This is a genomic window from Pseudomonas sp. YuFO20 (assembly GCF_035064975.1).
GTDB lineage: Bacteria > Pseudomonadota > Gammaproteobacteria > Pseudomonadales > Pseudomonadaceae > Aquipseudomonas > Aquipseudomonas putida_AE.
Genome location: NZ_JAXDEO010000020.1, coordinates 1 through 22,971, shown reverse-complemented (window position 1 = coordinate 22,971; position 22,971 = coordinate 1). Strand labels below are relative to the sequence as shown.

At 60.4% G+C, this 22,971-nt stretch carries 22 protein-coding genes and 5 tRNA genes; 18 read left to right on the top strand and 9 right to left on the bottom strand.

Translation table 11 applies throughout. The annotated features are described in order from the left end of the window. Window positions 1-68: 68 nt before the first annotated feature. On the top strand, window positions 69-728 hold the full coding sequence (locus tag SOP85_RS13160; RefSeq protein WP_323606855.1) for a ribonuclease T2: 660 nt from the start codon (window positions 69-71) through the stop codon (window positions 726-728). Here SOP85_RS13160 and SOP85_RS13155 read toward each other — a convergent pair whose 3' ends face one another. Continuing rightward, window positions 729-1,196, bottom strand: coding sequence for a hypothetical protein (locus SOP85_RS13155; protein WP_323606854.1), 468 nt, complete (start codon window positions 1,194-1,196; stop codon window positions 729-731). Window positions 1,197-1,408: 212 nt separating this feature from the next. Between SOP85_RS13155 and SOP85_RS13150 the strand changes: the two genes are divergently transcribed. Together SOP85_RS13150 and SOP85_RS13145 are read left to right on the top strand one after the other, a co-directional pair. After that, window positions 1,409-2,980, top strand: a complete 1,572-nt coding sequence (locus SOP85_RS13150) for a sensor domain-containing diguanylate cyclase (RefSeq protein WP_274075450.1) — start codon at window positions 1,409-1,411, stop codon at window positions 2,978-2,980. A 116-nt stretch (window positions 2,981-3,096) separates the two neighbouring features. Further along, complete coding sequence (locus SOP85_RS13145) at window positions 3,097-4,503, top strand: DUF1254 domain-containing protein (protein ID WP_323627169.1); 1,407 nt, start codon at window positions 3,097-3,099, stop codon at window positions 4,501-4,503. A 54-nt stretch (window positions 4,504-4,557) separates the two neighbouring features. Here the strand turns inward: SOP85_RS13145 and SOP85_RS13140 are convergent, their stop codons facing one another. Beyond that, window positions 4,558-4,857 (bottom strand): hypothetical protein, encoded by a 300-nt coding sequence (locus tag SOP85_RS13140; protein ID WP_274075448.1) that lies wholly within the window; start codon window positions 4,855-4,857, stop codon window positions 4,558-4,560. A 157-nt stretch (window positions 4,858-5,014) separates the two neighbouring features. Between SOP85_RS13140 and SOP85_RS13135 the strand changes: the two genes are divergently transcribed. Beyond that, the gene (locus tag SOP85_RS13135) at window positions 5,015-5,809 is read left to right on the top strand and encodes an exodeoxyribonuclease III (protein ID WP_274075447.1); all 795 of its coding nucleotides are present in this window, start codon (window positions 5,015-5,017) and stop codon (window positions 5,807-5,809) included. 111 nt (window positions 5,810-5,920) lie between these two features. Then, window positions 5,921-6,748, top strand: a complete 828-nt coding sequence (locus tag SOP85_RS13130) for an arylamine N-acetyltransferase family protein (RefSeq protein ID WP_323606850.1) — start codon at window positions 5,921-5,923, stop codon at window positions 6,746-6,748. Window positions 6,749-6,807: 59 nt separating this feature from the next. On the opposite strand, the gene SOP85_RS13125 is transcribed toward SOP85_RS13130, so the two are convergent. Both SOP85_RS13125 and SOP85_RS13120 read right to left on the bottom strand, forming a co-directional pair. Continuing rightward, window positions 6,808-7,131 carry a BrnA antitoxin family protein gene (locus SOP85_RS13125; RefSeq protein ID WP_274075445.1) on the bottom strand — a complete coding sequence of 108 codons (324 nt, stop codon included), beginning with the start codon at window positions 7,129-7,131 and terminating at the stop codon, window positions 6,808-6,810. 3 nt (window positions 7,132-7,134) lie between these two features. Next, complete coding sequence (locus tag SOP85_RS13120; protein WP_323627168.1) at window positions 7,135-7,416, bottom strand: BrnT family toxin; 282 nt, start codon at window positions 7,414-7,416, stop codon at window positions 7,135-7,137. 255 nt (window positions 7,417-7,671) lie between these two features. Here SOP85_RS13120 and SOP85_RS13115 point away from each other — a divergent pair, with 255 nt between their 5' ends. Further along, complete coding sequence (locus SOP85_RS13115) at window positions 7,672-9,189, top strand: nucleobase:cation symporter-2 family protein (protein ID WP_274075443.1); 1,518 nt, start codon at window positions 7,672-7,674, stop codon at window positions 9,187-9,189. Window positions 9,190-9,327: 138 nt separating this feature from the next. On the opposite strand, the gene SOP85_RS13110 is transcribed toward SOP85_RS13115, so the two are convergent. Then, a tRNA-Asn gene (locus SOP85_RS13110) sits at window positions 9,328-9,403 on the bottom strand. Window positions 9,404-9,633: 230 nt separating this feature from the next. Between SOP85_RS13110 and SOP85_RS13105 the strand changes: the two genes are divergently transcribed. After that, window positions 9,634-9,864: a hypothetical protein gene (locus SOP85_RS13105; protein ID WP_274075442.1), complete on the top strand. Its 231-nt coding sequence runs from the start codon at window positions 9,634-9,636 to the stop codon at window positions 9,862-9,864. Here SOP85_RS13105 and SOP85_RS13100 read toward each other — a convergent pair. Together SOP85_RS13100 and SOP85_RS13095 are read right to left on the bottom strand one after the other, a co-directional pair. Continuing rightward, a complete protein-coding gene (locus tag SOP85_RS13100; protein WP_111282164.1) occupies window positions 9,861-10,064 on the bottom strand; it encodes a hypothetical protein in 204 nt (67 codons plus the stop codon). The two genes, SOP85_RS13105 and SOP85_RS13100, sit on opposite strands and share 4 nt — an antisense overlap. 235 nt (window positions 10,065-10,299) lie before the next feature. Then, window positions 10,300-11,496, bottom strand: a complete 1,197-nt coding sequence (locus SOP85_RS13095; protein WP_323627167.1) for an amino acid aminotransferase — start codon at window positions 11,494-11,496, stop codon at window positions 10,300-10,302. Window positions 11,497-11,833: 337 nt separating this feature from the next. Between SOP85_RS13095 and uvrB the strand changes: the two genes are divergently transcribed. Further along, window positions 11,834-13,849, top strand: coding sequence for an excinuclease ABC subunit UvrB (gene uvrB, locus SOP85_RS13090; RefSeq protein ID WP_274075440.1), 2,016 nt, complete (start codon window positions 11,834-11,836; stop codon window positions 13,847-13,849). 107 nt (window positions 13,850-13,956) lie between these two features. Here uvrB and SOP85_RS13085 read toward each other — a convergent pair whose 3' ends face one another. Beyond that, on the bottom strand, window positions 13,957-15,447 hold the full coding sequence (locus SOP85_RS13085) for an MDR family MFS transporter (RefSeq protein WP_323627222.1): 1,491 nt from the start codon (window positions 15,445-15,447) through the stop codon (window positions 13,957-13,959). Between the two features lie 49 nt (window positions 15,448-15,496). Then, a complete protein-coding gene (locus tag SOP85_RS13080) occupies window positions 15,497-16,585 on the bottom strand; it encodes an HlyD family secretion protein (RefSeq protein ID WP_323606849.1) in 1,089 nt (362 codons plus the stop codon). Window positions 16,586-16,806: 221 nt separating this feature from the next. On the opposite strand from SOP85_RS13080, the gene gltX reads away from it, so the two are divergent. From gltX to SOP85_RS13030, 10 genes are all read left to right on the top strand, one after another. Next, on the top strand, window positions 16,807-18,288 hold the full coding sequence (gltX, locus tag SOP85_RS13075; protein WP_323627166.1) for a glutamate--tRNA ligase: 1,482 nt from the start codon (window positions 16,807-16,809) through the stop codon (window positions 18,286-18,288). 263 nt (window positions 18,289-18,551) lie between these two features. Next, window positions 18,552-18,627, top strand: a tRNA-Ala gene (locus SOP85_RS13070). Between the two features lie 79 nt (window positions 18,628-18,706). Next, window positions 18,707-18,782: transfer RNA gene (locus tag SOP85_RS13065), tRNA-Glu, on the top strand. A 53-nt stretch (window positions 18,783-18,835) separates the two neighbouring features. Continuing rightward, window positions 18,836-18,911: transfer RNA gene (locus SOP85_RS13060), tRNA-Ala, on the top strand. An 81-nt stretch (window positions 18,912-18,992) separates the two neighbouring features. Further along, a tRNA-Glu gene (locus SOP85_RS13055) sits at window positions 18,993-19,068 on the top strand. Window positions 19,069-19,252: 184 nt separating this feature from the next. Continuing rightward, entirely contained in the window at window positions 19,253-19,792 is a 540-nt protein-coding gene (locus SOP85_RS13050; protein ID WP_274075437.1) for a TetR/AcrR family transcriptional regulator, read from the top strand. 29 nt (window positions 19,793-19,821) lie between these two features. Beyond that, the gene (locus tag SOP85_RS13045) at window positions 19,822-20,655 is read left to right on the top strand and encodes an alpha/beta fold hydrolase (RefSeq protein ID WP_274075436.1); all 834 of its coding nucleotides are present in this window, start codon (window positions 19,822-19,824) and stop codon (window positions 20,653-20,655) included. A 49-nt stretch (window positions 20,656-20,704) separates the two neighbouring features. After that, window positions 20,705-21,142: an acyl-CoA thioesterase gene (locus SOP85_RS13040; protein WP_323627165.1), complete on the top strand. Its 438-nt coding sequence runs from the start codon at window positions 20,705-20,707 to the stop codon at window positions 21,140-21,142. A gap of 145 nt (window positions 21,143-21,287) precedes the next feature. Continuing rightward, window positions 21,288-22,247 (top strand): tRNA dihydrouridine synthase, encoded by a 960-nt coding sequence (locus tag SOP85_RS13035; RefSeq protein ID WP_274075434.1) that lies wholly within the window; start codon window positions 21,288-21,290, stop codon window positions 22,245-22,247. A 121-nt stretch (window positions 22,248-22,368) separates the two neighbouring features. Further along, window positions 22,369-22,815, top strand: a complete 447-nt coding sequence (locus SOP85_RS13030) for an Hsp20 family protein (protein WP_323606846.1) — start codon at window positions 22,369-22,371, stop codon at window positions 22,813-22,815. The last annotated feature ends 156 nt before the right edge of the window (window positions 22,816-22,971 follow it).

Below are 22,971 nucleotides of genomic sequence, written 5' to 3'. Positions count from 1 at the left end.
TGGCTATGCCAAAGTAGCGGCTTTTGATCGACCCATCGTCGGTCAAGCCACCCTGCGGGAGCGTGCCGATGAACAGACTTTACGCCGTGGTCGCGCTGATCCTGTTGACGTTCGCCAGCGTCGGCACGAGCAGCGCCCGGGACTCGCGAAATGGCGGGCCGGCATCCGTGGCAGGGGTGTTTGATTACTACCTGTTGGCGCTGTCCTGGTCACCCACTTACTGCCTGACCCATGCTGACGACGCGCAATGTTCCGGCAAAGGCTATGGCTTTGTACTTCACGGCCTCTGGCCGCAATACACCGGGGGCGGTTGGCCGAAGTCCTGCGCGCCGAGGGAGAAGCTCTCGGCAGAGGAGCGGGCCAAGGGCTTGATGTTATACCCGTCGAGGAAACTACTCGAGCACGAATGGGCCAAGCACGGCACGTGCAGCGGCCTCGGCGCCGACGGGTACCTGGAGGCCTCCGACAAGGCCCTGGGCGCGGTCAGCATTCCCGAGCAACTGCAACCCTTGAGCACCACGCATTATTTTACAGCCGCGGACATAACGCGGATGTTCCGCCAGAGCAATCCGCAGATTCCGGCGGATGGCATTGTGGTGATCTGCAACGGGCCGCAGTTGTCGGAGGTTCGGGTCTGCATGGACAAGGACCTGGCGTTTGCCTCTTGCGGCAAAGGCGTGAAGACCCAATGCCGCGCCGGGGATATCCGGGTTCCACCTTTGCGCTGATCAGAGCGCCAGTCCTGCCTGTACCACCGACAGCAGATTGTTTTCTGTCAGCGCCACCGCATCCGGTCGCGTGGCAGCCTGCTCGATCCCTTGCAGCCACCAATGTGTTGCACCGTGTTCGTCCACGGTGCGCAACAGGGCAAGTTCGTTGCCCTGGCAGTGAATTTCGACTCGCCCTTCGCCATCCGCCGTAAAGCGCGCAACAGGGTCGAACGTGATGCTCAGGCGATTGGCGCTGATCACCAGTTGGTCGATGGCATAGTCGAACGTGTCACCCAGCGGGTGACTCTCGAAGACGTGAGTGGGGTTGCGCCGCAGGACCAGACCGGCCTCGGTCAAAGGCTGCAGCCAGGCCTCGATCTGGTGATACAGCTCGTAGACCTGGCCCGGCCAGCTGTCGATCGCCTGATCAATGCCGGTAGATCGGGTCTGTTTCAATTTTATCGCGAGCTCGTCTGCCTTGCTCATGTTCAATTCCCTGACGTGGTGTAAGACACATCCTAGCTGCTTGAGGGCGATCAGGTTGTTGTCCTGCGTCAGGCCCTCTGACGGTTTCCAGGTGGGCGGGGCAACCATTTGGCGTCTGGTGCCCTTTTCCCGTTTGGAACACCGTAGACTTGGCGCCCGAAACCAGGGGCATGGGGTGTCGCTCATGCCTTGCCCTTTCAGGGAGCGCATTTTTGCCAACACGCCTTGATGACCTGTACCACGCCCCCGGCGTCGCCCTGAAGCGCATCCCGCTGCGCAAGGCGGCAGTGTGGTTTATCGGCACGGTGTGCCTGTGCCTGTGCGCCTTGCTTTATCTGCAACTGGAACAATCCCGGCGCCACGACCTGAGCCAGGCCCAGGTCGCTTCGTCGAACCTGACGCGGGCCATGGCACAGCAGGCCGAAGACACCTTTATGCAAGCCGACCTGGTGCTGACCAGCCTGGTTGACTGGATCCAGGCCGACGGGTTCGGCGCGGCCCAGCGTCCGCGCTTGCAGAAGACCTTCACCCGACGGGTGCAGGCGCTCAGCCAATTGCACGGCATCCTGCTGTTCGACCAAAAGGGCCAGTGGGTCGTCACCTCATTTGCGGCACTGCCTCGCGGCAGCGGCGTGGCAGATCGCGAGTACTTCAAGTTTCACCAACAGAACGTCTCGACCGTGGCGCACATCGGCCCGGCCATCCGCAGTCGGGAAAATGGCGAATGGATCATTCCGATCTCCCGGCGGGTCAACGACCGCAATGGCCAGTTCCAGGGGGTGCTGTTGGCCGGGATCAAGATGTCGTACTTCGAGCAGTTCTTCAAAAGCTTCAGTATCGACGACAACGGCGCGATGTTTCTGGCGCTGACCGATGGCACGCTGCTGGCCCGTCGACCCTATGTGCAGGCGCAGATCGGTACCTCATTGGCCAAGGGGGAAATCTTTCAGAACCTGTTGCCCCAGGCGACTTCCGGCAACGCGATGTTCGCTTCCCAGGTGGATGGCATTGTCCGCCTGTATGGCTATCGGCAGCTGGAGGCATACCCCCTCGTGGTCTCGGCGGCCTCGTCCCGGGACTCGATCCTGGCGGACTGGTACGACACGGCGTTTCGTTCCAGTGCGATCGTCGTGCTGGTGATGCTGGGCGTTGGCCTGATCGGTTGGGTGTTCATTCGCCAGGTGCGTGTCGGTGAGCAGGTCGAGGCGGATTTGCGCATGGCTCAGCAGGCGCTGGAGCTGATTGCCACCCACGACAGTCTGACCGGCCTGGCCAATCGGAGGCTGTTCGAGCGAGCCCTGGATATCGAATTCGGCCGCGGCGCCCGGCAAAACAGCCCGTTGAGCCTGATCATGCTCGATATCGATTTCTTCAAGCGCTACAACGACACCTACGGTCATGTGGTGGGCGATCACTGCCTGGCCGAAGTGGCCCGGGCCGTGAAAAGCTGCTGCCATCGCAAGGCCGACCTGGCGGTGCGTTACGGTGGAGAAGAGTTTGCGGTGTTGCTGCCTGACACCGATCTCCATGGTGCCATGACCCTCGCCGAACAGATTCGCCGCAGCGTCATGGGCAAGAACATCGTCCATACGGGCTCGCCTACCGGATACGTGACCGTAAGCCTCGGTTGTTATTCGTTCGTGCCGACGGGGCGTGACAGCATGGAGGTGTTCATCCAGCGCGCGGATGCTGCCCTGTATCAGGCCAAACATTCGGGTAGAAACCGTTCGGCGGTGTTGTCGATGGAGGGCGGGGTCGAGGCGCTGATGCGATCGGATCGTTGAGGCGAGGTTCGATTGCCCGATTGTCCGCCTGTCAGAACTTGGGCAATTGATCGTCTAGAGTTGCGGTAGCTCTGCCGCTCCCGGCAGATCTCCCCATCGCACGGACGATCGCCACCATGTCGATAACCCAAGCATTGACCGCCATTGCCCTTACCCTTGTGTCCAGCGCTGTCTTGCCGCTGGTCAGTCATGCGCAAGCGAAAATGACCGCAGAAGAAGCCCACGCCATCGGCGTGGATGCCTACGTTTATTTTTATCCGCTGTTGACCATGGACATCACCCGCAAGCAATTCACCAACATCGAACCGGGCAAGGAGTTCGGCAAGGGCCCGATGAACATGTTCGTGAGTGTGCCCGAGTACCCGCCGGCGAATTTCAAAGGGGTGGTGCGCTCGAACTTCGACACCTTGTATTCCATTGCATGGCTCGACCTGACCAAGGAGCCGCTGGTCATCGCCGCCCCGGACACCGCCGGACGTTTTTACTTGCTGCCGATGCTCGACATGTGGAGTGACGTATTCGCATCGCCCGGATGGCGCACCACGGGTACCGACGCCGCGCAATTCCTGGTAACGCCACCGGGCTGGACCGGCACTGTGCCTGCTGGACTCAACCACCTGCCGGCGCCGACGCCCTTTGTCTGGGTCATCGGGCGAACCAAGACCGATGGCGCGGCGGACTACGCGGCGGTGCACAAGATCCAGGCCGGCTACACCGTGACGCCGTTGTCGCGGCTGGGCAAGGGCGCAGAGCTGGTCAGTGTCAAGATCGACCCGGCCGTGGACATGACGACCCCACCGAAAATCCAGGTCGACAACCTGTCGGCGGCCGACTTCTTCGCCTATGCCGCCGAACTGCTCAAGGTGCATCCCGCCCACAGCACCGATCAGCCGCTACTGGCGCAGCTCAAGCGTATCGGCATCGAGCCGGGCAAGTCGTTCGACATGAATGCACTGGACCCGGAAATAAAAGCCGCCCTGGAGACTGCACCCAAGGACGCACAAGCGCTGATGGCGTGGAAGGTGCCGACCCTGGCGCGAGTAGTCAACGGGTGGTCGATGAACACCGACACCATGGGCGTCTACGGCAACTACTACCTCAAGCGCGCGATCGTGGCGCAGATGGGGCTCGGCGCCAACTTGCCCGAAGACGCGATTTATCCGTTGAATATGGGCGATGAAAACGGCAAGACCCTCGATGGAGCGCACAAGTACGTACTGCATTTCCCCAAGGACGAGACGCCTCCGGTGAACGCCTTCTGGTCGATCACGCTGTACGACCCCGAAGGTTTCCAGGTGGGCAACGGGCTCAACCGCTTCGCGGTCAGCAGCTGGATGCCGTTCAAGAGCAACGCCGACGGTTCGCTGGATATCTATTTCCAGAACGAAAGCCCCGGCAAGGAGCTGGAAGCCAATTGGCTGCCGGCGCCCAAGGGGCCGTTCAACCTGACCATGCGCTTGTACGGTCCGAAGGCCGAGGCGTTGAATGGCAAGTGGAATCCTCCGGCGGTCAAGCAGATGTAGGCGCATCCTATAAAGGCAGCCGACGCTGAATCACCATCGGCTGCCTTTACGCGTTCAGCTACCCGTCCCGCCGCCAGCCCCGCCAGTCCCGCCGCCGGCCCCGGTACCCCCTCCGGCACCCGAACTGCTGCTGCCACCCGCACTCCCACTCGAAGAGCCGGTTGCGCCACCGTCACCGGCGTTGCCGCCCGAGGGCGAGCTTGGCGTGTTGTCGGGCGGCATGACCGGGCCGCTGGTAGCACCGGATTTGGTGCCCGTCGCGTCAGCGCCATCGCCGGATTCTGCGAAAGTGGCCAAGGGCGCCGCGCAGAGCAATCCAGCGAGAAACAGCGAAGTGATTTTGGTGTTGATCATGGTCCGTCTCCAAAAGATGAGTCGTTACCTGAAGTTGGTGTGAAGGGCAGGGTGGTTGGTGCCGGCTGGATGACGAGTGGCACAGGCCGTGACCGACCGAACACCTTGCAGGCGGCGCGGTCACACCCAAAAGGCCCAGCCAAACGGGACGGTGGTCATGAAAAAGTTGCGAATCGCGACGTTCAACGTCAACGGCATGCGCGCCCGCCTGCCGAATCTGTTGGCCTGGCTGGAGCGTGAGCAGCCGGACATCGCCTGTCTGCAGGAGCTCAAGTCGGTCGACAGCGCATTTCCCGCCGCGCAGCTTGAGGCCATCGGCTACGGGGCGATCTGGCAGGGGCAAGCGTCGTGGAACGGGGTGGCGATACTGGCCCGGGATGCGCAGCCGCTGGAAAGCCGCCGAGGTCTGCCGGGCGATGACGACGATAATCACAGTCGGTATCTGGAAGCGGCCGTCCACGGGGTGCTGGTGGGTTGCCTGTATTTGCCCAATGGCAATCCGCAACCCGGGCCGAAGTTCGATTACAAGCTGGCCTGGTTCGAGCGCCTGATACGCTACGCGCAATCGCTGCAGGGCAGCGAGCATCCGGTGGTGCTGGCGGGTGACTACAATGTGGTGCCCACCGATCTCGACATCTATAACCCGCGTTCCTGGCTCAAGGATGCCTTGCTGCAACCCGAGAGCCGTGAGTGTTATCAGCGTCTGCTGGACCAGGGCTGGACCGATGCCGTACGTCATCTGTATCCGCAGGAGAGGGTCTACACCTTCTGGGACTATTTTCGCCAGCACTGGCAAAAGAACTCCGGCTTGCGCATCGATCACCTGTTGCTCAACCCGGCCTTGAGTCCTTACCTCGAAGAAGCCGGGGTCGATGCCTGGGTGCGCAACGAGCCCCATGCCAGCGACCATGCGCCCACCTGGATTCAATTGGGCTCGCGCAAGCGCCGGTGAATTGTCTTGCCGGCCGATTGGCTAAATCAATTGTCGGCCGTGGCCCTTCATCCTTTATACATAGCCCCCCTGGCGGAGCGATCCGCAGCTTGCGTGCATAAGGATCAAGCGATGAGCGAGCCACGTCTGACTAACCTTGCGTCATACCTGCAACGTCTGGGCTTCGATGCTCCCCCGGCACCGACCCTTGACACCCTGCGCCTGCTTCAATTGCGCCACACCGGCGCCTTTGTGTTTGAAAACCTCACTACGCTGGCGGGCGAGCCGGTGCGCATCGATCTGACGTCGATCGAGCAAAAGGTCCTGCAGGATGGACGTGGCGGTTACTGCTACGAGCTCAACTGTCTGTTTCTGGCTTTGCTGCAGGCGCTTGGCTACGAAGCGCGGGGCATCAGCGGGCGTGTGGTGATGGGCCAGCCAGAAGGCGCCTGGACCGCTCGAACGCACCGCTTGAGCCTGGTGACGCTCGATGGCGTGCGCTACATCACTGACGTCGGCTTCGGCGGCATGGTGCCCACCGCACCGCTGTTGCTCGACAGCCGTGATGAACAGTCGACGCCTCACGAGCCGTATCGGATCGAGCAGCATGCCGACGGCTACACCCTTCGCGCGAAGGTCGGGGAGGAGTGGCGCGCGATGTACATCTTCGACCTGCAACGCCAGGAGGACATCGATTACGCCGTCGGCAACTGGTATGTCTCGACCCACCCCGAATCGTCCTTCGCCAGGCAACTGATGGTGGCGCGGACGGGGGAGGGCTGGCGTCGTACCCTCAATAACGGCAGCTTTGCGATCCATCGCATGGGGCATGACAGCGAACGCCGGGAAGTGGCCGATGTGCAGGAGTTGATGGGTGTACTGGAAAGCGAGTTCGGGATTCGGGTGCCAAACAATGCGACATTGATGCGCACACTTGAGAGATTGATAGTGCCGCAATAGGCGGTTCATCGTGCACACAAAAAAGGGGCAGATTGGATCAGCCTGCCCCTTTTTCGTGCCTACGGACGGGCTTCGGGCTCCATCAGCCGCTGAATTTCGCTAAGGGCTTGCGCGAGCTTTTTTTCCAGGCTTTTCAGATCAGAGCCGGTGATCCCCTTTTTCAGGTGTTTAACAGTTCCGGTCCCTGCCTTGTCGTGTTCGGTCAGCAACGCCCGGCGCAGCGTGTTGTTGATCGCGGTCTGGTAGCCATAACCCTCGCTTTCCGCGAGCGCTCGCGCTGCCTCGATGACGACGTCGTCGAGCATGATGGTGATGCGGGTCTTGCCTTTGCCGGGGGCAACCGCCCCGCGGCTGGCATGGCTGAAGTCGTACTCGTCTTTCATGGGTCAAGCCTCCAGATACTGGCGGCGCTCGTTTTTGCTGGCGAGGCGCGCGGAAATGATTCGAACGAAATTCGGTTCACGGTAGGTGTATGCAACGACCAGCACACGCCCCTTGCCATCCAGCCCCATGATGATCCAGCGCGGTTCATCATGGTGATCGTCCTGCAAGGTCAGGGCACGTTCGTCGTAGAACACGGGCTCTGTCTCTGCGAGGCTGATGCCCAGATGCTTGAGTTTGTTGGCCGCGTTCTTCGCCTTGTGATACTGAATTTCGAATGGCTTCATTATGCATACTTTATATGTATTTGGAAGACGGCGATTACTACCGATGGTCGCCATGAATTCAAAAGACTAGTGGGCGCAGGACAATGGGCCGGACGGATGTATTTCAAGGTTTTTTACGAGAAGGAGCGTGGTGGCACACAGTCTGCATGAACGACCGTTCATAATTTGACTGGCAAGTTGTATACAACTCTATGGACATTTGTCCTGAGTATTGAATACAGTGTGCGCATAACAAAAACCAGGGAACCCCCTAACATGAAAACGCCCCATGTTTCACACCAACGGCCTGAAGATGAAAATCTCGGGATCGGCGCGAATATGGCTTACGGCCTGCAACATGTTCTGACCATGTACGGTGGCATCGTCGCGGTGCCTTTGATCATTGGTCAGGCGGCCGGCCTCTCGCCGGCGGACATTGGATTGTTGATTGCTGCTTCATTGTTTGCGGGGGGGCTGGCCACGTTGCTGCAAACCCTGGGTCTACCGTTTTTCGGTTGTCAGTTGCCGCTGGTGCAGGGTGTGTCGTTTTCCGGCGTCGCAACCATGGTGGCGATCGTCAGCAGTGGAGGCGAGGGTGGATTTCAGTCAATCCTGGGGGCGGTGATAGCCGCGTCCCTGATCGGGTTGCTGATCACACCGGTGTTCTCGCGAATTACCAAGTTCTTCCCGCCGCTGGTCACGGGTATCGTGATCACCACCATCGGCCTGACGCTGATGCCGGTGGCGGCACGCTGGGCCATGGGTGGCAACAGTCATGCCCCTGACTTTGGCAGCATGGCCAACATCGGCCTGGCAGCGATGACGCTGGTGTTGGTGCTGTTGCTGAGCAAGATCGGCAGCGCCACCATCTCCCGGTTGTCGATCCTGTTGGCGATGGTCATCGGTACGGTCGTCGCGGTGTTCCTCGGCATGGCGGATTTCTCCTCCGTCGGCCAGGGCCCGATGTTCGGTTTCCCTACACCTTTCCACTTCGGCATGCCGACCTTCCACTTCGCGGCGATCCTGTCGATGTGCATCGTGGTCATGGTGACCCTGGTGGAGACGTCCGCCGATATCCTGGCCGTGGGTGAAATCATCGACACCAAGGTCGATTCCAAGCGCCTGGGCAATGGTCTGCGCGCGGACATGCTGTCGAGCATGATCGCACCGATCTTCGGCTCCTTCACCCAAAGCGCCTTCGCCCAGAACGTCGGGCTGGTGGCGGTGACCGGGATCAAGAGCCGCTATGTGGTGGCCACCGGTGGCCTGTTCCTGGTGATCCTCGGCCTGCTGCCGTTCATGGGGCGCGTCATCGCCGCCGTGCCGACTTCGGTCCTCGGCGGGGCCGGTATCGTGCTGTTCGGCACCGTCGCGGCCAGTGGCATTCGTACACTGTCCAAGGTCGACTACCGCAACAACGTCAACCTGATCATTGTCGCGACCTCCATCGGTTTCGGCATGATCCCGATTGCCGCGCCAAACTTCTACGATCACTTCCCAAGCTGGTTCGCGACGATCTTCCATTCGGGCATCAGCTCTTCGGCAATCATGGCCATCGTGCTCAACCTGACCTTCAACCACCTCACCGCCGGTAACTCCGACCAGCAGTCGGTGTTTGCGGCGGGTACCGAGCGGGTGCTGCGCTACCAGGACCTGGCGGCATTGCGCGAAGGGGATTACTTCAGCGACGGCAAGTTGCACGACTGTGACGGCAAGGAAATTCCAGTGGTTGAGGTGGATCACGGGCATGGCGAGCCACGGGCGGTGCATGCCAAAAGCAGTGAGCATGTCTGACGGTTTAAACGCTTAAGATCAAAAGATCGCAGCCTGCGGCAGCTCCTACATGCCGCAGGCTGTGGTTTTTTTACTTTTCCATCGGCCACAAAAAAGCCCCTGAATCTTTCGATTCAGGGGCTTTTCGATTTTGCTGTCTGGCTCCACGACCTGGACTCGAACCAGGGACCCAGTGATTAACAGTCACTTGCTCTACCAACTGAGCTATCGCGGAATGGCGCCTATGTTACTGATTCAAAAAGAGAAGTCAAGCATTTGATAGCAGCGGGAGGGTTTTCTCGGGATGGACGGTGGTTTATCGGTGATTGGCGGTTACCGGAATTGCCTGTGGGGGCTAACATGGCGGCCCGGAAGTGGTTACACGCGCTGCCGGCCATTCGCCGATAAGGTAAGCGCCATGACTTGCTTGACCGCCACACAACCTCGAAGCAACGGGGTGTTCCCATGAGCATCGCGCAAATCAGCCTGCCCAAGGGGGTCGGCCCGCACGCCGAAAAACTGTTTGATGCCATCACCCAGGCCAGCAACGCCGATGAGCTGAACCGTGCAGGGGGGAAGGCCGAGGGGTTTGTCCTGGGCCTGGAAAGCACCAAGGCGATCAAGAGCCAGGTTGCTGAATCGCTGTATGTCGCCTATGACGACGCTGCCAGCCAGCGCGCGAGCGAACTGGCCTAGCCGCCGAAGGTAATGGTGCCCAGCATCAGTTTGGCGTAGAGCGCGGTGGCGCCCAGTTGCACCAGCCACAGGGCCAGGCCGCCGAGAAACACGCCGGCAGCGACTTGCATCACCAGGTTGTTGCCGCGTTGTTTGGCCGGGGTGCGGGGGATGAAGTCATCCAGGTCATCGCGGTCGGCACGTAGGTCATCGTTTTTCATATCGGCTCTCATAAGTATCTCGGGTGTACACATAACTTGTGGGAGCGGGCTTGCTCGCGAAGACGACAGCACATTCAACATTAATGTGGCAGTCAGAACGCATTCGCGAGCAAGCCCGCTCCCACATTTTGATCTGTGTGCAGTTTAGAGGGGGAGGTCATGGCTTTGAGAATTATCTGCGACAAATAAAAAACGGGAAGCCCAAAGGCTTCCCGTTTTTCGTACCACGCGAAAGTCAGATCACCTGAACAATCGCATCCGTCACAACCTGGATGTTGCTCTGGTTCAACGCAGCCACGCAGATACGGCCGGTGTCCAGGGCGTAGATGCCGAACTCGTTGCGCAGGCGATGCACTTGTTCAACCGACAGACCGGAGTAGGAGAACATGCCGCGCTGACGACCGACGAAGCTGAAATCGCGCTGCGGCGCGTTTTTCGCCAGGGTGTCGACCATCTGCGTGCGCATGCCACGAATGCGAAGGCGCATTTCGGCCAGCTCGGCTTCCCACTGGGCGCGCAGTTCCGGGCTGTTGAGCACGGCAGCGACGATGCTTGCGCCGTGGGTCGGCGGGTTGGAGTAGTTGGTGCGGATCACACGTTTGACTTGCGACAGGACGCGTGCGCTTTCTTCTTTCGATTCGCTGACGATCGACAGGGCACCAACGCGCTCGCCGTACAACGAGAACGATTTGGAGAACGAGCTGGAGACGAAGAAGGTCAGGCCCGATTCGGCGAACAGGCGCACGGCAGCGGCGTCTTCGTCGATGCCATCGCCGAAACCCTGGTACGCCATGTCGAGGAACGGCACGTGACCTTTGGCTTTCACCACTTCCAGGACGTTGTTCCAGTCCGCGGGGCTCAGGTCCACGCCGGTCGGGTTGTGGCAGCAGGCGTGCAGGACAATGATCGAGCCGGACGGCAGGGCGTTCAGGTCTTCCAGCAGGCCCGCGCGGTTCACGTCGTGGGTCGCGGCATCGTAGTAGCGATAGTTCTGCACCGGGAAACCGGCGGTTTCGAACAGCGCGCGGTGGTTTTCCCAGCTCGGGTCGCTGATCGCCACGACGGCGTTTGGCAGCAGTTGCTTGAGGAAGTCGGCACCGATTTTCAGGGCGCCGGTACCGCCAACGGCCTGGGTGGTGATGACGCGGCCAGCGGCGATCAGCGGCGAATCATTGCCGAACAGCAGTTTTTGCACGGCCTGGTCGTAGGCGGCGATGCCGTCGATTGGCAGGTAGCCACGGGAAGCGTGTTGAGCGACGCGAATGGTTTCGGCTTCGACAACGGCGCGCAGGAGTGGAATTTTCCCCTCCTCGTTGCAGTAAACACCGACGCCCAAGTTGACCTTGTTGGTACGGGTATCGGCGTTGAATGCTTCGTTGAGGCCCAGGATTGGATCGCGTGGTGCCATTTCGACAGCGGAGAACAGGCTCATTTTTGCGGCGGCTCTGAATGGAGAGTGGAGGGACGTGTCGCGCTCCAGCCGAATGCACTAGAGCGGTGCACAAACGGGGAGCTAGTATAGAGGCCATCCGCGAGTGATGGCGACAGACGAATCCGCTTTTAAGGTAAGTTTTTCCGATTATTTTTCGACCGTTAGTCGATTGGCGTCGTCTAAGTCTTTACCCGTTGTAGGACGTTTGCCTTGAAAGCGCTGGCAATCGGCTCCACATTGAGCGCAATCCAGTTTTTTTCCTCGGGCGACATCGGTCGTTTGTGGTCTTTCTCGTTCGTGTCGGTTTCACCGGCAAGAGTGATCCCAGAGGTTCTACATGTCTGAATTCCAGTTAGTCACCCGTTTCGAGCCCGCCGGCGATCAACCGGAAGCCATCCGCCTGATGGTCGAGGGCATCGAAGCCGGGCTGGCGCACCAGACGTTGCTCGGTGTGACCGGTTCGGGCAAGACCTTCAGTATCGCCAACGTGATCGCCCAGGTGCAGCGCCCGACCCTGGTGCTGGCGCCGAACAAAACGCTGGCTGCGCAGTTGTACGGTGAGTTCAAGGCGTTCTTCCCGAACAACGCCGTGGAGTACTTCGTTTCCTACTACGACTACTACCAGCCCGAAGCCTACGTGCCGTCTTCGGACACCTTCATCGAGAAAGACGCCTCGATCAACGATCACATCGAGCAGATGCGGTTGTCCGCGACCAAGGCATTGCTGGAGCGCAAGGACGCGATCATCGTCACCACGGTGTCGTGCATCTATGGCCTGGGCAGCCCGGAAACCTACTTGAAGATGGTTCTGCACGTGGATCGTGGCGACAAGCTCGACCAGCGTGAACTGCTGCGGCGCCTGGCTGACTTGCAATACACACGCAATGACATGGAGTTCGCCCGTGCGACCTTCCGTGTGCGCGGCGATGTGATCGATATCCACCCGGCGGAATCGGATTTCGAAGCGATCCGCATCGAACTCTTCGACGATGAAGTGGAAAGCCTGTCGGCCTTCGATCCGCTGACCGGAGAAGTCATCCGCAAGCTGCCGCGCTTCACCTTCTACCCGAAAAGCCACTACGTGACGCCCCGGGAAACCCTGATGGGCGCCGTCGAAGGCATCAAGGTCGAGTTGCAGGAGCGCCTGGAATACCTGCGTTCCAACAACAAGCTGGTGGAAGCCCAGCGCCTGGAACAGCGCACCCGGTTTGACCTGGAGATGATTCTCGAGCTGGGTTATTGCAACGGCATCGAGAACTACTCGCGTTACCTGTCCGGTCGCGAAGCCGGGGCGCCGCCGCCGACCCTGTACGATTACCTTCCGGCCGACGCCTTGCTGGTGATCGACGAATCCCACGTCAGCGTGCCGCAAGTTGGCGCGATGTACAAAGGCGACCGGTCACGCAAGGAGACGCTGGTGGAATATGGCTTCCGCCTGCCGTCGGCGCTGGACAACCGGCCGATGCGTTTCGACGAGTGGGAAAGTATCAGCCCGCAGACGATTTTCGTCTCGGCAACGCCGGGCAACTATGAAGCCGAACACGCCGGGCGTGTCATTGACATGGTGGTGCGCCCCACTGGCCTTGTGGACCCACAAATCGAGATCCGCCCGGCACTGACCCAGGTCGACGACTTGCTGTCGGAAATCACCAAGCGCGTCGCCCTGGAAGAGCGGGTGCTGGTGACGACGCTGACCAAGCGCATGGCCGAAGATTTGACCGATTACCTGGCCGATCACGGCGTGCGCGTGCGCTACCTGCACTCGGACATCGACACCGTGGAACGTGTGGAAATCATCCGCGATTTGCGCCTGGGCACCTTCGATGTGCTAGTGGGGATCAACCTGCTGCGCGAGGGCCTGGACATGCCGGAAGTTTCGCTGGTGGCGATCCTCGATGCCGACAAGGAAGGTTTCCTGCGTTCCGAGCGCTCGCTGATCCAGACCATCGGTCGGGCGGCACGTAACCTCAATGGCCGGGCGATCCTGTATGCCGACCGGATCACCGGCTCCATGGAGCGGGCGATTGGCGAAACCGAGCGTCGCCGCGACAAGCAGATCGCCTTCAACCTGGCCAACGGCATCACGCCCAAGGGCGTGTTCAAGGACGTGGCCGACATCATGGAAGGCGCCACCGTGCCGGGCTCGCGCAGCAAGAAGCGCAAGGGCATGGCCAAGGCCGCCGAAGAAAACGCCAAGTACGAAGCCGAATTGCGCTCGCCGGGCGAGATTGCCAAGCGCATCAAAGCGCTGGAAGAGAAGATGTACCAGCTGGCGCGGGACCTGGAGTTCGAAGCGGCGGCGCAGATGCGTGATGAGATTGCCAAGTTGCGCGAGCGCTTGATCACAGTCTGAAAAAGCAAGGACACCGTTGACCTGTAGGAGCTGGCTTGCCAGCGAAGGCGGCATCAGGGCCACCTCGATTCGCTGGCAAGCCAGCTCCTACAGAGGTTGCGGTGGCCTCAATGGGCTTCGCCAGCCTTGAGTCCAGCCGGCAACTTCCTGGTCAACAACACCGCCAGCATGCTGATCCCCAGCGCTATCCCGACAAAATGAAAGGCATCGTTATAGGCCATGATCGACGCCTGCTGGTGGGCGATCTCACTGAGCTTGCCCAAAGCTGCGGCTTCACTGCCGAACCGATCCGTCAGTGACGCCATCCGCTCCGCCACCTGCGGGTTGGTCGGCACGATCGCTTCGCGCAAATAATCGTAGTAAGTCTTGGTTCGCGCATCCAGCAGCGTGGCGAGCAGGGCGATGCCGATGGCGCCGCCGAGGTTGCGCAGGATGTTGAACAGGCTCGATGCCGACCCCGCATCCTGGGGCAGGATGTACGCGGTGGCGATCAGGGAAATGGTGACCATGATCAGCGGCTGGCCCAAGGCGCGAATGATCTGGATCTGATTGAACTGCGGCCCGGCGAAGTCCGGATTCAGTACGCCCGAAGAAAAACTCGCCAACCCGAAGAGTCCGAAGCCCACCGTGCACAGCCATTTGGGCGAGACATACTTCATCAGCTTGGGCACCAGCGGAATCAGGAACAGCTGCGGCACGCCCATCCACATGATCACTTCGCCGATCTGCAGGGCGTTGTAGTTCTGGATCTGCGCCAGATACAGCGGCAACAGGTAGATCGAGCCGTACAGGCCAACCCCCATCCCGATGCTGGAAATGCTCGACAGACCGAAGTTGCGATTGCCCAGGATGCCGAGGTTGATCAGCGGATTGGGTTTGGAAAACTGCACGATCACGAAGGTGATCAGGCTGATCAGGGCGATGCTGCCCAGGCTCACGATCAGGTCCGACTCCAGCCAGTCCTTGCGATGGCCTTCTTCGAGAAACACCTGCAAACAACCCAGGCCGACGCCCAGGGTGACAATGCCGGCGTAGTCGGTGCTTTTAAGCAGTTCCCAGTGCGCTTCCTTCTTCTCCAGGCCGTACAGCAGGCCGGCGATCATGATCAGGCCGGGCGGAATGTTGATGTAGAAGATGTATTCCCAGCCCCAGTTTTCGGTCAGCCAGCCGCCCAGCGTCGGGCCGATGGAGGGCGCGAAAGTGGCGGTCATGGCAAACATGGCCATGCCTTTGGCACGGTGATGTTCAGGGAGTTTGATCAGCGTCATGGTGAACGCCAGCGGAATCAGGGCGCCGCCGGTAAAACCCTGGAGGGCGCGGAAGACAATCATGCTTTCCAGGCTCCAGGCCATGGAGCACAGCAAGGAGGCGACGAGGAAGCCGAGGGACACCCACACCGCCAGGCGCCGCGCCGACAATAGCTGCACGAGCCAGGCGGTGAGGGGAATCATGATGATTTCCGCCACCAGGTACGAGGTGGAAATCCACGAGCCTTCTTCCAGGGTTGCCGACAGCGCGCCCTGGATGTCCTTGAGCGAGGAGTTGGTGATCTGGATGTCGAGCACCGCCATGAAGGCGCCGAGCATCACGCTCATCACCGCAATCCAGTCCCGCCGGGTCGGCTCGCCGACCGGGCGGATCAGTTGATCACCGGCCATCGTCAGGGTTGTCTTGGCTGCTCAATTTGGCGCTGGCGTTGTCCGGTGCGTCCTTGATGTTCACCTTGGCGGTGACCGACATGCCCGGGCGAATTTTGCCGCGCAGCGGGTTGTCGGCGGCGAAGGTCAGTTTTACCGGAATTCGTTGTACGACCTTGGTGAAGTTGCCGGTGGCATTGTCTGGCGGCAGCAGGCTGAACTGCGCACCCGAGGCGGCGAACAGGCTGTCGACCCGCGCCTCGATCGGCGTGTCGCCGTAGGCGTCGAAGGTCAGCTCAGCCTTCTGTCCGGGCTGCATGTGGCCGATCTGGGTTTCCTTGAAGTTGGCCTGGATCCAGATGTCTTCATCGGGCACCACCGACAGCAGGTAGGCGCCGGCCTGCACGTACTGGCCTTCACGGGCGGCACGTTGGCCGATCAGGCCGCTGATCGGCGCATGGATTTCACTGCGGGTGAGGTTCAGCTCGGCCTGGGCCAGATCGGCCCTGGCATTGGCGATCTGCGCGTCGAGGCGTTTGATTTCAGCGGTCAATGCGTTGACCTGCTGGCGTTGTCCCTGGGCATCCGCCTGGGCTTTGGTCAGTTGCGAGCGGGCGATGTGGTTGTCGGCGGAGAGGGTGGTCACGCGCTCTTCGGAGACATAACCGGGCTTGCGCAAGGTCTCGGCGCGGGTCAGGTCGATCTGGGAACGGCCCAGGCTTGCCTGGCTGGATGCCACTTGCGCATCGCTGGCGGCAATCAGGCTGGCCTGCTGGGTCAGTTTGCTCTGGGCTTGCAGGCGTTCGGCCTGGCGGGTGGCGAGGGTCGAATTGGCGCGGTCGACGGCGAGGCGGAAATCGTCGCCTTCGAGCCTGATCAGCAACTGGCCTTTCTCGACGTGCTGGTTGTCCTGCACCAGCACCTGATCGATTCGTGCACCCAACTGGCTCGACACGCGGGTGATCTCGCCCTGGACATAGGCGTTGTCAGTGCTTTCATAAAAGCGCCCGTTGAAAAACCAATGGGCAAAAAAGCCCCCGGCGATCAGCAGGACAATCAACAGGAAGATGGATAGGCGACGCTTGAGTTGGGCAGGCATGGGGCAAACTGTAGTCGAGAATATGTAAGGAAAGTTATCAGCAGGTGAATCTGGCATACAGCCGATAAACGGTAAATGCCATCGGCTGATATTCGGCCATTCACCACGCTATACGCGCGTTGTAGACGCAACCTTGGCTTAAATGCCCTGTTCACTGGAGCGGGGCGGGTGTCGCCTGTTACCATTCGCCCTTTGTTTGACCTTCTTTTTCGAGACTTGCCATGACCACCGTCCGCACGCGCATCGCGCCATCGCCTACCGGGGACCCCCACGTAGGTACCGCTTACATCGCATTGTTCAACTACTGCTTTGCCAAGCAGCACGGCGGTGAGTTCATCCTGCGGATCGAGGACACCGACCAGCTGCGCTCGACCCGCGAATCGGAACAGCAGATTTTCGACGCCCTGCGCTGGCTGGGCATCGACTGGAGCGAAGGCCCGGACGTCGGCGGCCCGCACGGTCCGTACCGGCAGAGTGAGCGCGGCGATATTTACCAGAAGTATTGCCAGCAGTTGGTCGAAATGGGCCATGCCTTCCCGTGCTTCTGCACCGCCGAAGAGCTGGACCAGATGCGCGCCGAGCAAATGGCCCGTGGCGAAACCCCGCGTTACGACGGCCGCGCGCTGTTGCTGTCCAAGGAAGAAGTGGCGCGCCGCCTGGCCGCTGGTGAACCCCACGTGATCCGCATGAAGGTGCCGAGCGAAGGCGTCTGCGTGGTGCCGGACATGCTGCGTGGCGACGTGGAAATCCCGTGGGACCGCATGGACATGCAAGTCCTGATGAAGACCGACGGCCTGCCGACGTACTTCCTGGCCAACGTGGTCGATGACCACCTGATGGGCATCACCCATGTATTGCGCGGCGAAGAGTGGCTGCCATCGGCACCGAAACTGATCCTGCTTTACGAGTACTTCGGCTGGGAACAACCAGAGCTGTGCTACATGCCGCTGCTGCGTAACCCGGACAAGAGCAAGCTGTCCAAGCGCAAGAACCCGACGTCGGTGACCTTCTACGAGCGCATGGGCTTCATGCCTGAAGCCATGCTCAACTACCTGGGACGCATGGGCTGGTCGATGCCGGACGAGCGCGAGAAGTTCTCGCTGCAGGAAATGGTCGACAATTTCGACCTCAAGCGCGTCTCCCTCGGCGGGCCGATTTTCGACATCGAGAAGCTGTCGTGGCTCAACGGCCAGTGGCTGCGTGACCTGCCGGTGGAAGAATTCGCCGCGCGCGTGCAGAAGTGGGCGTTCAATTCCGAATACATGATGAAGATCGCGCCGCACGTTCAGGGCCGCGTCGAGACCTTCAGCCAGGTGGCACCGCTGGCCGGGTTCTTCTTTGCCGGTGGCGTGAACCCCGATGCCAAGCTGTTCGAATCGAAGAAGCTGTCGGGTGACCAGGTTCGCCAGTTGATGCAGTTGATCCTGTGGAAACTCGAAAGCCTGCGCCAGTGGGAAAAAGACAACATCACCGCGACCATCCAGGCGGTGGTCGAATCCCTGGAGCTGAAGCTGCGTGATGCCATGCCGCTGATGTTCGCCGCGATCACAGGGCAAGCCAGTTCGGTGTCGGTGCTTGATGCAATGGAAATCCTCGGGCCGGACCTGACCCGTTTCCGTCTGCGCCAGGCGATCGACCTGCTGGGCGGCGTGTCGAAGAAAGAAAACAAGGAGTGGGAAAAGCTGTTGGGCGCGATCGCCTGATTTCCCCCTGTAGGAGCTGCCGCAGGCTGCGATCTTTTGATCTTGCTTCTATAAAGCCAACGTCAAAAGATCGCAGCCTGCGGCAGCTCCTACAGGTCCGTGTTCTGTGTAAACCTCCCGGATTTCTTGGGCGAGGGCGGTAAGTGGTTGTTATGTCGGCAAAAAATTTTAAATTTTTTGAAAAATAAGTTTGACAGGCTTTCGATACGCCCTTAAGATTCGCCCCGTCCTCAGCGATGACATCGAAGATGCATCAACGATGAGGGGCTATAGCTCAGCTGGGAGAGCGCTTGCATGGCATGCAAGAGGTCGACGGTTCGATCCCGTCTAGCTCCACCAATTTACACTTCAAGGTCTGGCCACACCGGCCTTGAAGCGATCAACATTCAGCGTTGATCTGTTGTATAGAAGGGTTTGCGTCCCCTTCGTCTAGTGGCCTAGGACACCGCCCTTTCACGGCGGTAACAGGGGTTCGAGTCCCCTAGGGGACGCCAGTTTTACAGAAACGATGTTGCAAGATGTCGTTCCGCCGCGAGGCGAAAAATCCGGGGCTATAGCTCAGCTGGGAGAGCGCCTGCATGGCATGCAGGAGGTCAGCGGTTCGATCCCGCTTAGCTCCACCAATTTTACAAGTTCAAGGTCTGGCCACACCGGCCTTGAATCGATCAGCTCTCAGCACTGATCAGTTGTATAGAAGGGTTTGTGTCCCCTTCGTCTAGTGGCCTAGGACACCGCCCTTTCACGGCGGTAACAGGGGTTCGAGTCCCCTAGGGGACGCCACGATTACCCGCTCTGCGGGATTTTATAAGGGTCATTCAATTATTGAATGGCCCTTTTGTTTGTCTGGCGTTTGGCCAAATCTCCCTCTTTCTCTCAAACTGTTCTTCAGACCAGCGGTCACATCCATGACTTGTAGAATATTATTATGAGAATAATATTCTAGTCGTAATATTCGGAGGCAACGATGAACGATAAAAAAGCTCAAACCCGCGAACGCATCCTCAAGGCTGCCAGCGCCGCGCTGATCCAGCGTGGTCCGGCCGAGCCGAGCGTTGGCGAAGTGATGGGCGCAGCCGGCCTGACGGTCGGCGGCTTTTATGCGCACTTCGAAAGCAAGGACGCCATGATGCTGGAGGCGTTCAAGCAGTTGCTGGGTCACCGCCGTGACCTGATTGCCGACATGGATGCCCAATTGACCGGTGAAGAGCGCCGCACCCTGGTCGCAGCGTTTTATCTGTCACGCAAGCACCGCGACTCCAGCGAGTCGGCGTGCCCGATCCCGGCCTCGATCGGTGAGCTCGGTCGCCTGCCCGAGGCGTTTCGAATCGCGCTGAATGAACATATGGAGCTGATGGTCGCGCAGTTGGCGGCCAGTCCTGAAGACACCGACAAAGCCCTGGCCGACCTGGCCTTGATGGTGGGCGGCCTGGCGCTGGCACGGGCGCTGGGCCCCGGTGATTTATCCGATCGATTGCTGCGCGCGGCCAAGTCGGCGGTGCGTTGACCTGAAGGCTGCGGCCTGGGGAGAATGCGATGAGCACGTTGAAGTGGGTTCGTGGCGTTAATGGCACCTTGGGCTGGTTCGCCCCGAAGCTGGTGGCGAGCAAGATGCGCCTGGCGTTCATGACGCCGCGCGACTTCCCGCCCCGTGACTGGGAGCTGCCGCTGCTGGCAAAGTCGGAGCGCATCACCCTGCGTTTCGGTCTGTCGGCACTGCGTTGGGGGCAGGGCCCGGCAGTATTGCTGATGCACGGCTGGGAAGGGCGGCCCACGCAGTTCGCCAGCCTGATAACGGCGCTGGTCGATGCCGGTTATTCGGTGGTCGCCCTGGACGGCCCGGCCCATGGTCGGTCTCCCGGGCGCGAGGCGAACGTGGTGCTGTTCGCCCGTGCCATGCTCGAAGCCGCCGCCGAGTTACCGCCGCTGCAAGCGGTCATCGGCCACTCCATGGGCGGCGCCAGTGCGATGCTCGCCGTGCAGTTGGGCCTGCGCACCGAAACCCTGGTCAGCATTGCTGCCCCGGCGCGGATCCTCGGAGTATTGCGCGGTTTCGCCCGCTATGTAGGGCTGCCGCCGAAAGCCCGTTCGGCGTTCATCCGCCAGGTCGAGACCGATGTCGGCATGCGCGCTGCGATGCTGGATGTCGCGCACTACCAACTCGATATGCCTGGCCTGATCGTGCATGCCGAAGACGACACCCACGTTCCGGTCAAGGAATCGCAACTGATCCACGAATCCTGGTTCGACAGTCGTCTGCTGCGCCTGCAGGAAGGCGGCCATCAGCGGGTACTGGCCGACCCACGGGTCATTGATGGCGTGTTATCACTGCTGGCCGGTCGCAGCCTGCAATCGCGCCAATCGGCCTGAGCATCCGTTACACTGCCCCGGTCGAATCAATCTGACCGGGGAGTGGGGCATGGGCTGGGATCGGGCAACGCCGTTTATCATTGATCTGCAAGTGGGTGCCGAGGACATCGATGGGCTGGGGCACGCCAATAACGCGGTGTACGTGACCTGGCTCGAACGCTGTGCGTGGCGCCACTCCCAGCGCCTTGGCCTGGATCTGGTCGAGTATCGGCGCCTGGACCGGGCGATGGCGGTGGTGCGCCACGAGATCGATTACCTGGCGGCTGCCTACGAAGGCGACGAGTTGCAATTGGCGACCTGGATCGTCGATTGGGACCAGCGCCTGAAAATGACCCGGCATTTCCAGTTGAAGCGTCCCAGCGACAACACCACCCTGTTGCGCGCCCAGACCACTTTCGTCTGCATTGAACTATCCAGCGGCAAGCCCAAGCGCATGCCGGCCGAATTCATCGAAGGCTATGGCCCCGCCATCCAAACCCCTGCCTGACACAATCCCCCTGTAGGAGCTGCCGCAGGCTGCGATCTTTTGATCTTAAAATCAAAGTCAAGAGATCGCAGCCTGCGGCAGCTCCTACAGGGGGGTGAAACCCGGTAAACTACCGCACGTTTTTTCCTTGAGTAGTGTTTTCCCCATGCAAATTGCCCTGGCGCCCATGGAGGGGCTGGTCGACGACATCCTGCGCGACGTATTGACCCGAGTGGGTGGCATCGACTGGTGCGTGACCGAGTTCATTCGGGTCAACGACCAGTTGCTCACGCCGGCCTACTTCCACAAATTCGGCCCGGAATTGCTCAACGGTGCCCGGACGGCCTCCGGTGTGCCGCTGCGTGTGCAGCTGTTGGGTTCGGATCCTGTGTGCCTGGCGGAAAACGCCGCGCTGGCCTGCGAACTGGGCTCTGAAGTGATCGACCTAAACTTCGGTTGCCCGGCCAAGACCGTGAACAAGTCCCGTGGCGGCGCGGTGTTGCTCAAGGAGCCCGAACTGCTCAACCAGATCGTCGAGCACGTGCGACGCGCCGTGCCCGCGCACATTCCGGTGACCGCCAAGATGCGCCTGGGCTTCGACAGCCCGGACGGTTCGCTGGTCTGCGCCACGGCGCTGGCCGAGGGCGGCGCCGAGCATATCGTGGTGCATGCCCGGACCAAGGTCGATGGCTACAAGCCGCCGGCGCATTGGGAGTGGATCCCGCGCGTACAGGAAGTGGTCAAGGTGCCGGTGTTCGCCAACGGCGATATCTGGAGCGTCGAAGACTGGCGCCGTTGCCGGGAAATCAGTGGTGTGGAAGACATCATGCTCGGTCGCGGCCTGGTCTCGCGCCCCGACCTGGCCCGGCAGATTGTCGCGGCCAAGGCCGGTGAAGAGGTCGTCGAGATGACCTGGGCCGAGCTGTTGCCATTGATCCAGGATTTCTGGCTGCAAGCCAAGGCGCAGATGACCGCGCGTCAATCGCCCGGTCGCCTGAAGCAATGGCTGGCCATGCTGACGCGCAACTATCCCGAGGCGGTCGAGCTGTTCAGCGTGCTGCGCCGTGAGACGGAACTGGACCAGGTGTCGCGTTTGCTGGGGCTCCAGGTGGCTGAAGCGGCCTGAAAAAAATCTTCAAAAAATCTCTTGAAATGCAATCAGCGGTCCCTATCTAAGGGTTACGCGATGCCGAATTCGGGTCGCGGAGACAAAAAAACTTGCTGATTGTTTTCAGGAGATTTGAACCATGAGTACTGCATTTTCCCTGGCTCCACTGTTCCGTTCCTCTGTCGGTTTCGACCGTTTCAACGACCTGTTCGAAACCGCGCTGCGCAACGAGCCGGGCAGCACCTACCCACCCTACAACGTTGAAAAACACGGCGACGATCAATACCGCATCGTCGTGGCGGCGGCCGGTTTCCAGGAAGAAGACCTGGACCTGCAAGTCGAGAAGGGTGTGCTGACCATCAGTGGTGGCAAACGCGACGCCAATGAGGACGTGACCTTCCTGCACCAGGGCATCGCCCAGCGTGCGTTCAAGCTGTCGTTCCGCCTGGCCGATCACATCGAGATCAAGGCCGCGGACCTGCGCAACGGTCTGTTGAGCATCGACCTGTTGCGGGTGGTTCCGGAAGAGGCGAAAGCCAAGCGCATCCCGATCAACGGGACGCAAAAACCGGCTCTGCAACACTAAGCCAGAGCAGAAAAAGGGCGCCATCAGGCGTAATGCCAGTCAGTTAAGCTGACTGGCATTTTTATTTCTGATCGGATACTTCGGCGATTTGAGCCGGATGGCTCGGGGATAAATACGCTCCTCTCGCCGATGAGGCAGGACATAGTGCGGCGCTGA

What these genes read in the sequence shown, in the direction of transcription:
- SOP85_RS13160 (WP_323606855.1), top strand. Translation starts at nt 69, where the DNA reads ATGAACAGACTTTACGCCGTGGTCGCGCTGATCCTGTTGACGTTCGCC.
- SOP85_RS13155 (WP_323606854.1), bottom strand. Translation starts at nt 1,196, where the DNA reads ATGAGCAAGGCAGACGAGCTCGCGATAAAATTGAAACAGACCCGATCT.
- SOP85_RS13145 (WP_323627169.1), top strand. Translation starts at nt 3,097, where the DNA reads ATGTCGATAACCCAAGCATTGACCGCCATTGCCCTTACCCTTGTGTCC.
- SOP85_RS13140 (WP_274075448.1), bottom strand. Translation starts at nt 4,857, where the DNA reads ATGATCAACACCAAAATCACTTCGCTGTTTCTCGCTGGATTGCTCTGC.
- SOP85_RS13135 (WP_274075447.1), top strand. Translation starts at nt 5,015, where the DNA reads ATGAAAAAGTTGCGAATCGCGACGTTCAACGTCAACGGCATGCGCGCC.
- SOP85_RS13130 (WP_323606850.1), top strand. Translation starts at nt 5,921, where the DNA reads ATGAGCGAGCCACGTCTGACTAACCTTGCGTCATACCTGCAACGTCTG.
- SOP85_RS13125 (WP_274075445.1), bottom strand. Translation starts at nt 7,131, where the DNA reads ATGAAAGACGAGTACGACTTCAGCCATGCCAGCCGCGGGGCGGTTGCC.
- SOP85_RS13120 (WP_323627168.1), bottom strand. Translation starts at nt 7,416, where the DNA reads ATGAAGCCATTCGAAATTCAGTATCACAAGGCGAAGAACGCGGCCAAC.
- SOP85_RS13115 (WP_274075443.1), top strand. Translation starts at nt 7,672, where the DNA reads ATGAAAACGCCCCATGTTTCACACCAACGGCCTGAAGATGAAAATCTC.
- SOP85_RS13105 (WP_274075442.1), top strand. Translation starts at nt 9,634, where the DNA reads ATGAGCATCGCGCAAATCAGCCTGCCCAAGGGGGTCGGCCCGCACGCC.
- SOP85_RS13100 (WP_111282164.1), bottom strand. Translation starts at nt 10,064, where the DNA reads ATGAAAAACGATGACCTACGTGCCGACCGCGATGACCTGGATGACTTC.
- SOP85_RS13095 (WP_323627167.1), bottom strand. Translation starts at nt 11,496, where the DNA reads ATGAGCCTGTTCTCCGCTGTCGAAATGGCACCACGCGATCCAATCCTG.
- uvrB (WP_274075440.1), top strand. Translation starts at nt 11,834, where the DNA reads ATGTCTGAATTCCAGTTAGTCACCCGTTTCGAGCCCGCCGGCGATCAA.
- SOP85_RS13080 (WP_323606849.1), bottom strand. Translation starts at nt 16,585, where the DNA reads ATGCCTGCCCAACTCAAGCGTCGCCTATCCATCTTCCTGTTGATTGTC.
- gltX (WP_323627166.1), top strand. Translation starts at nt 16,807, where the DNA reads ATGACCACCGTCCGCACGCGCATCGCGCCATCGCCTACCGGGGACCCC.
- SOP85_RS13050 (WP_274075437.1), top strand. Translation starts at nt 19,253, where the DNA reads ATGAACGATAAAAAAGCTCAAACCCGCGAACGCATCCTCAAGGCTGCC.
- SOP85_RS13045 (WP_274075436.1), top strand. Translation starts at nt 19,822, where the DNA reads ATGAGCACGTTGAAGTGGGTTCGTGGCGTTAATGGCACCTTGGGCTGG.
- SOP85_RS13040 (WP_323627165.1), top strand. Translation starts at nt 20,705, where the DNA reads ATGGGCTGGGATCGGGCAACGCCGTTTATCATTGATCTGCAAGTGGGT.
- SOP85_RS13035 (WP_274075434.1), top strand. Translation starts at nt 21,288, where the DNA reads ATGCAAATTGCCCTGGCGCCCATGGAGGGGCTGGTCGACGACATCCTG.
- SOP85_RS13030 (WP_323606846.1), top strand. Translation starts at nt 22,369, where the DNA reads ATGAGTACTGCATTTTCCCTGGCTCCACTGTTCCGTTCCTCTGTCGGT.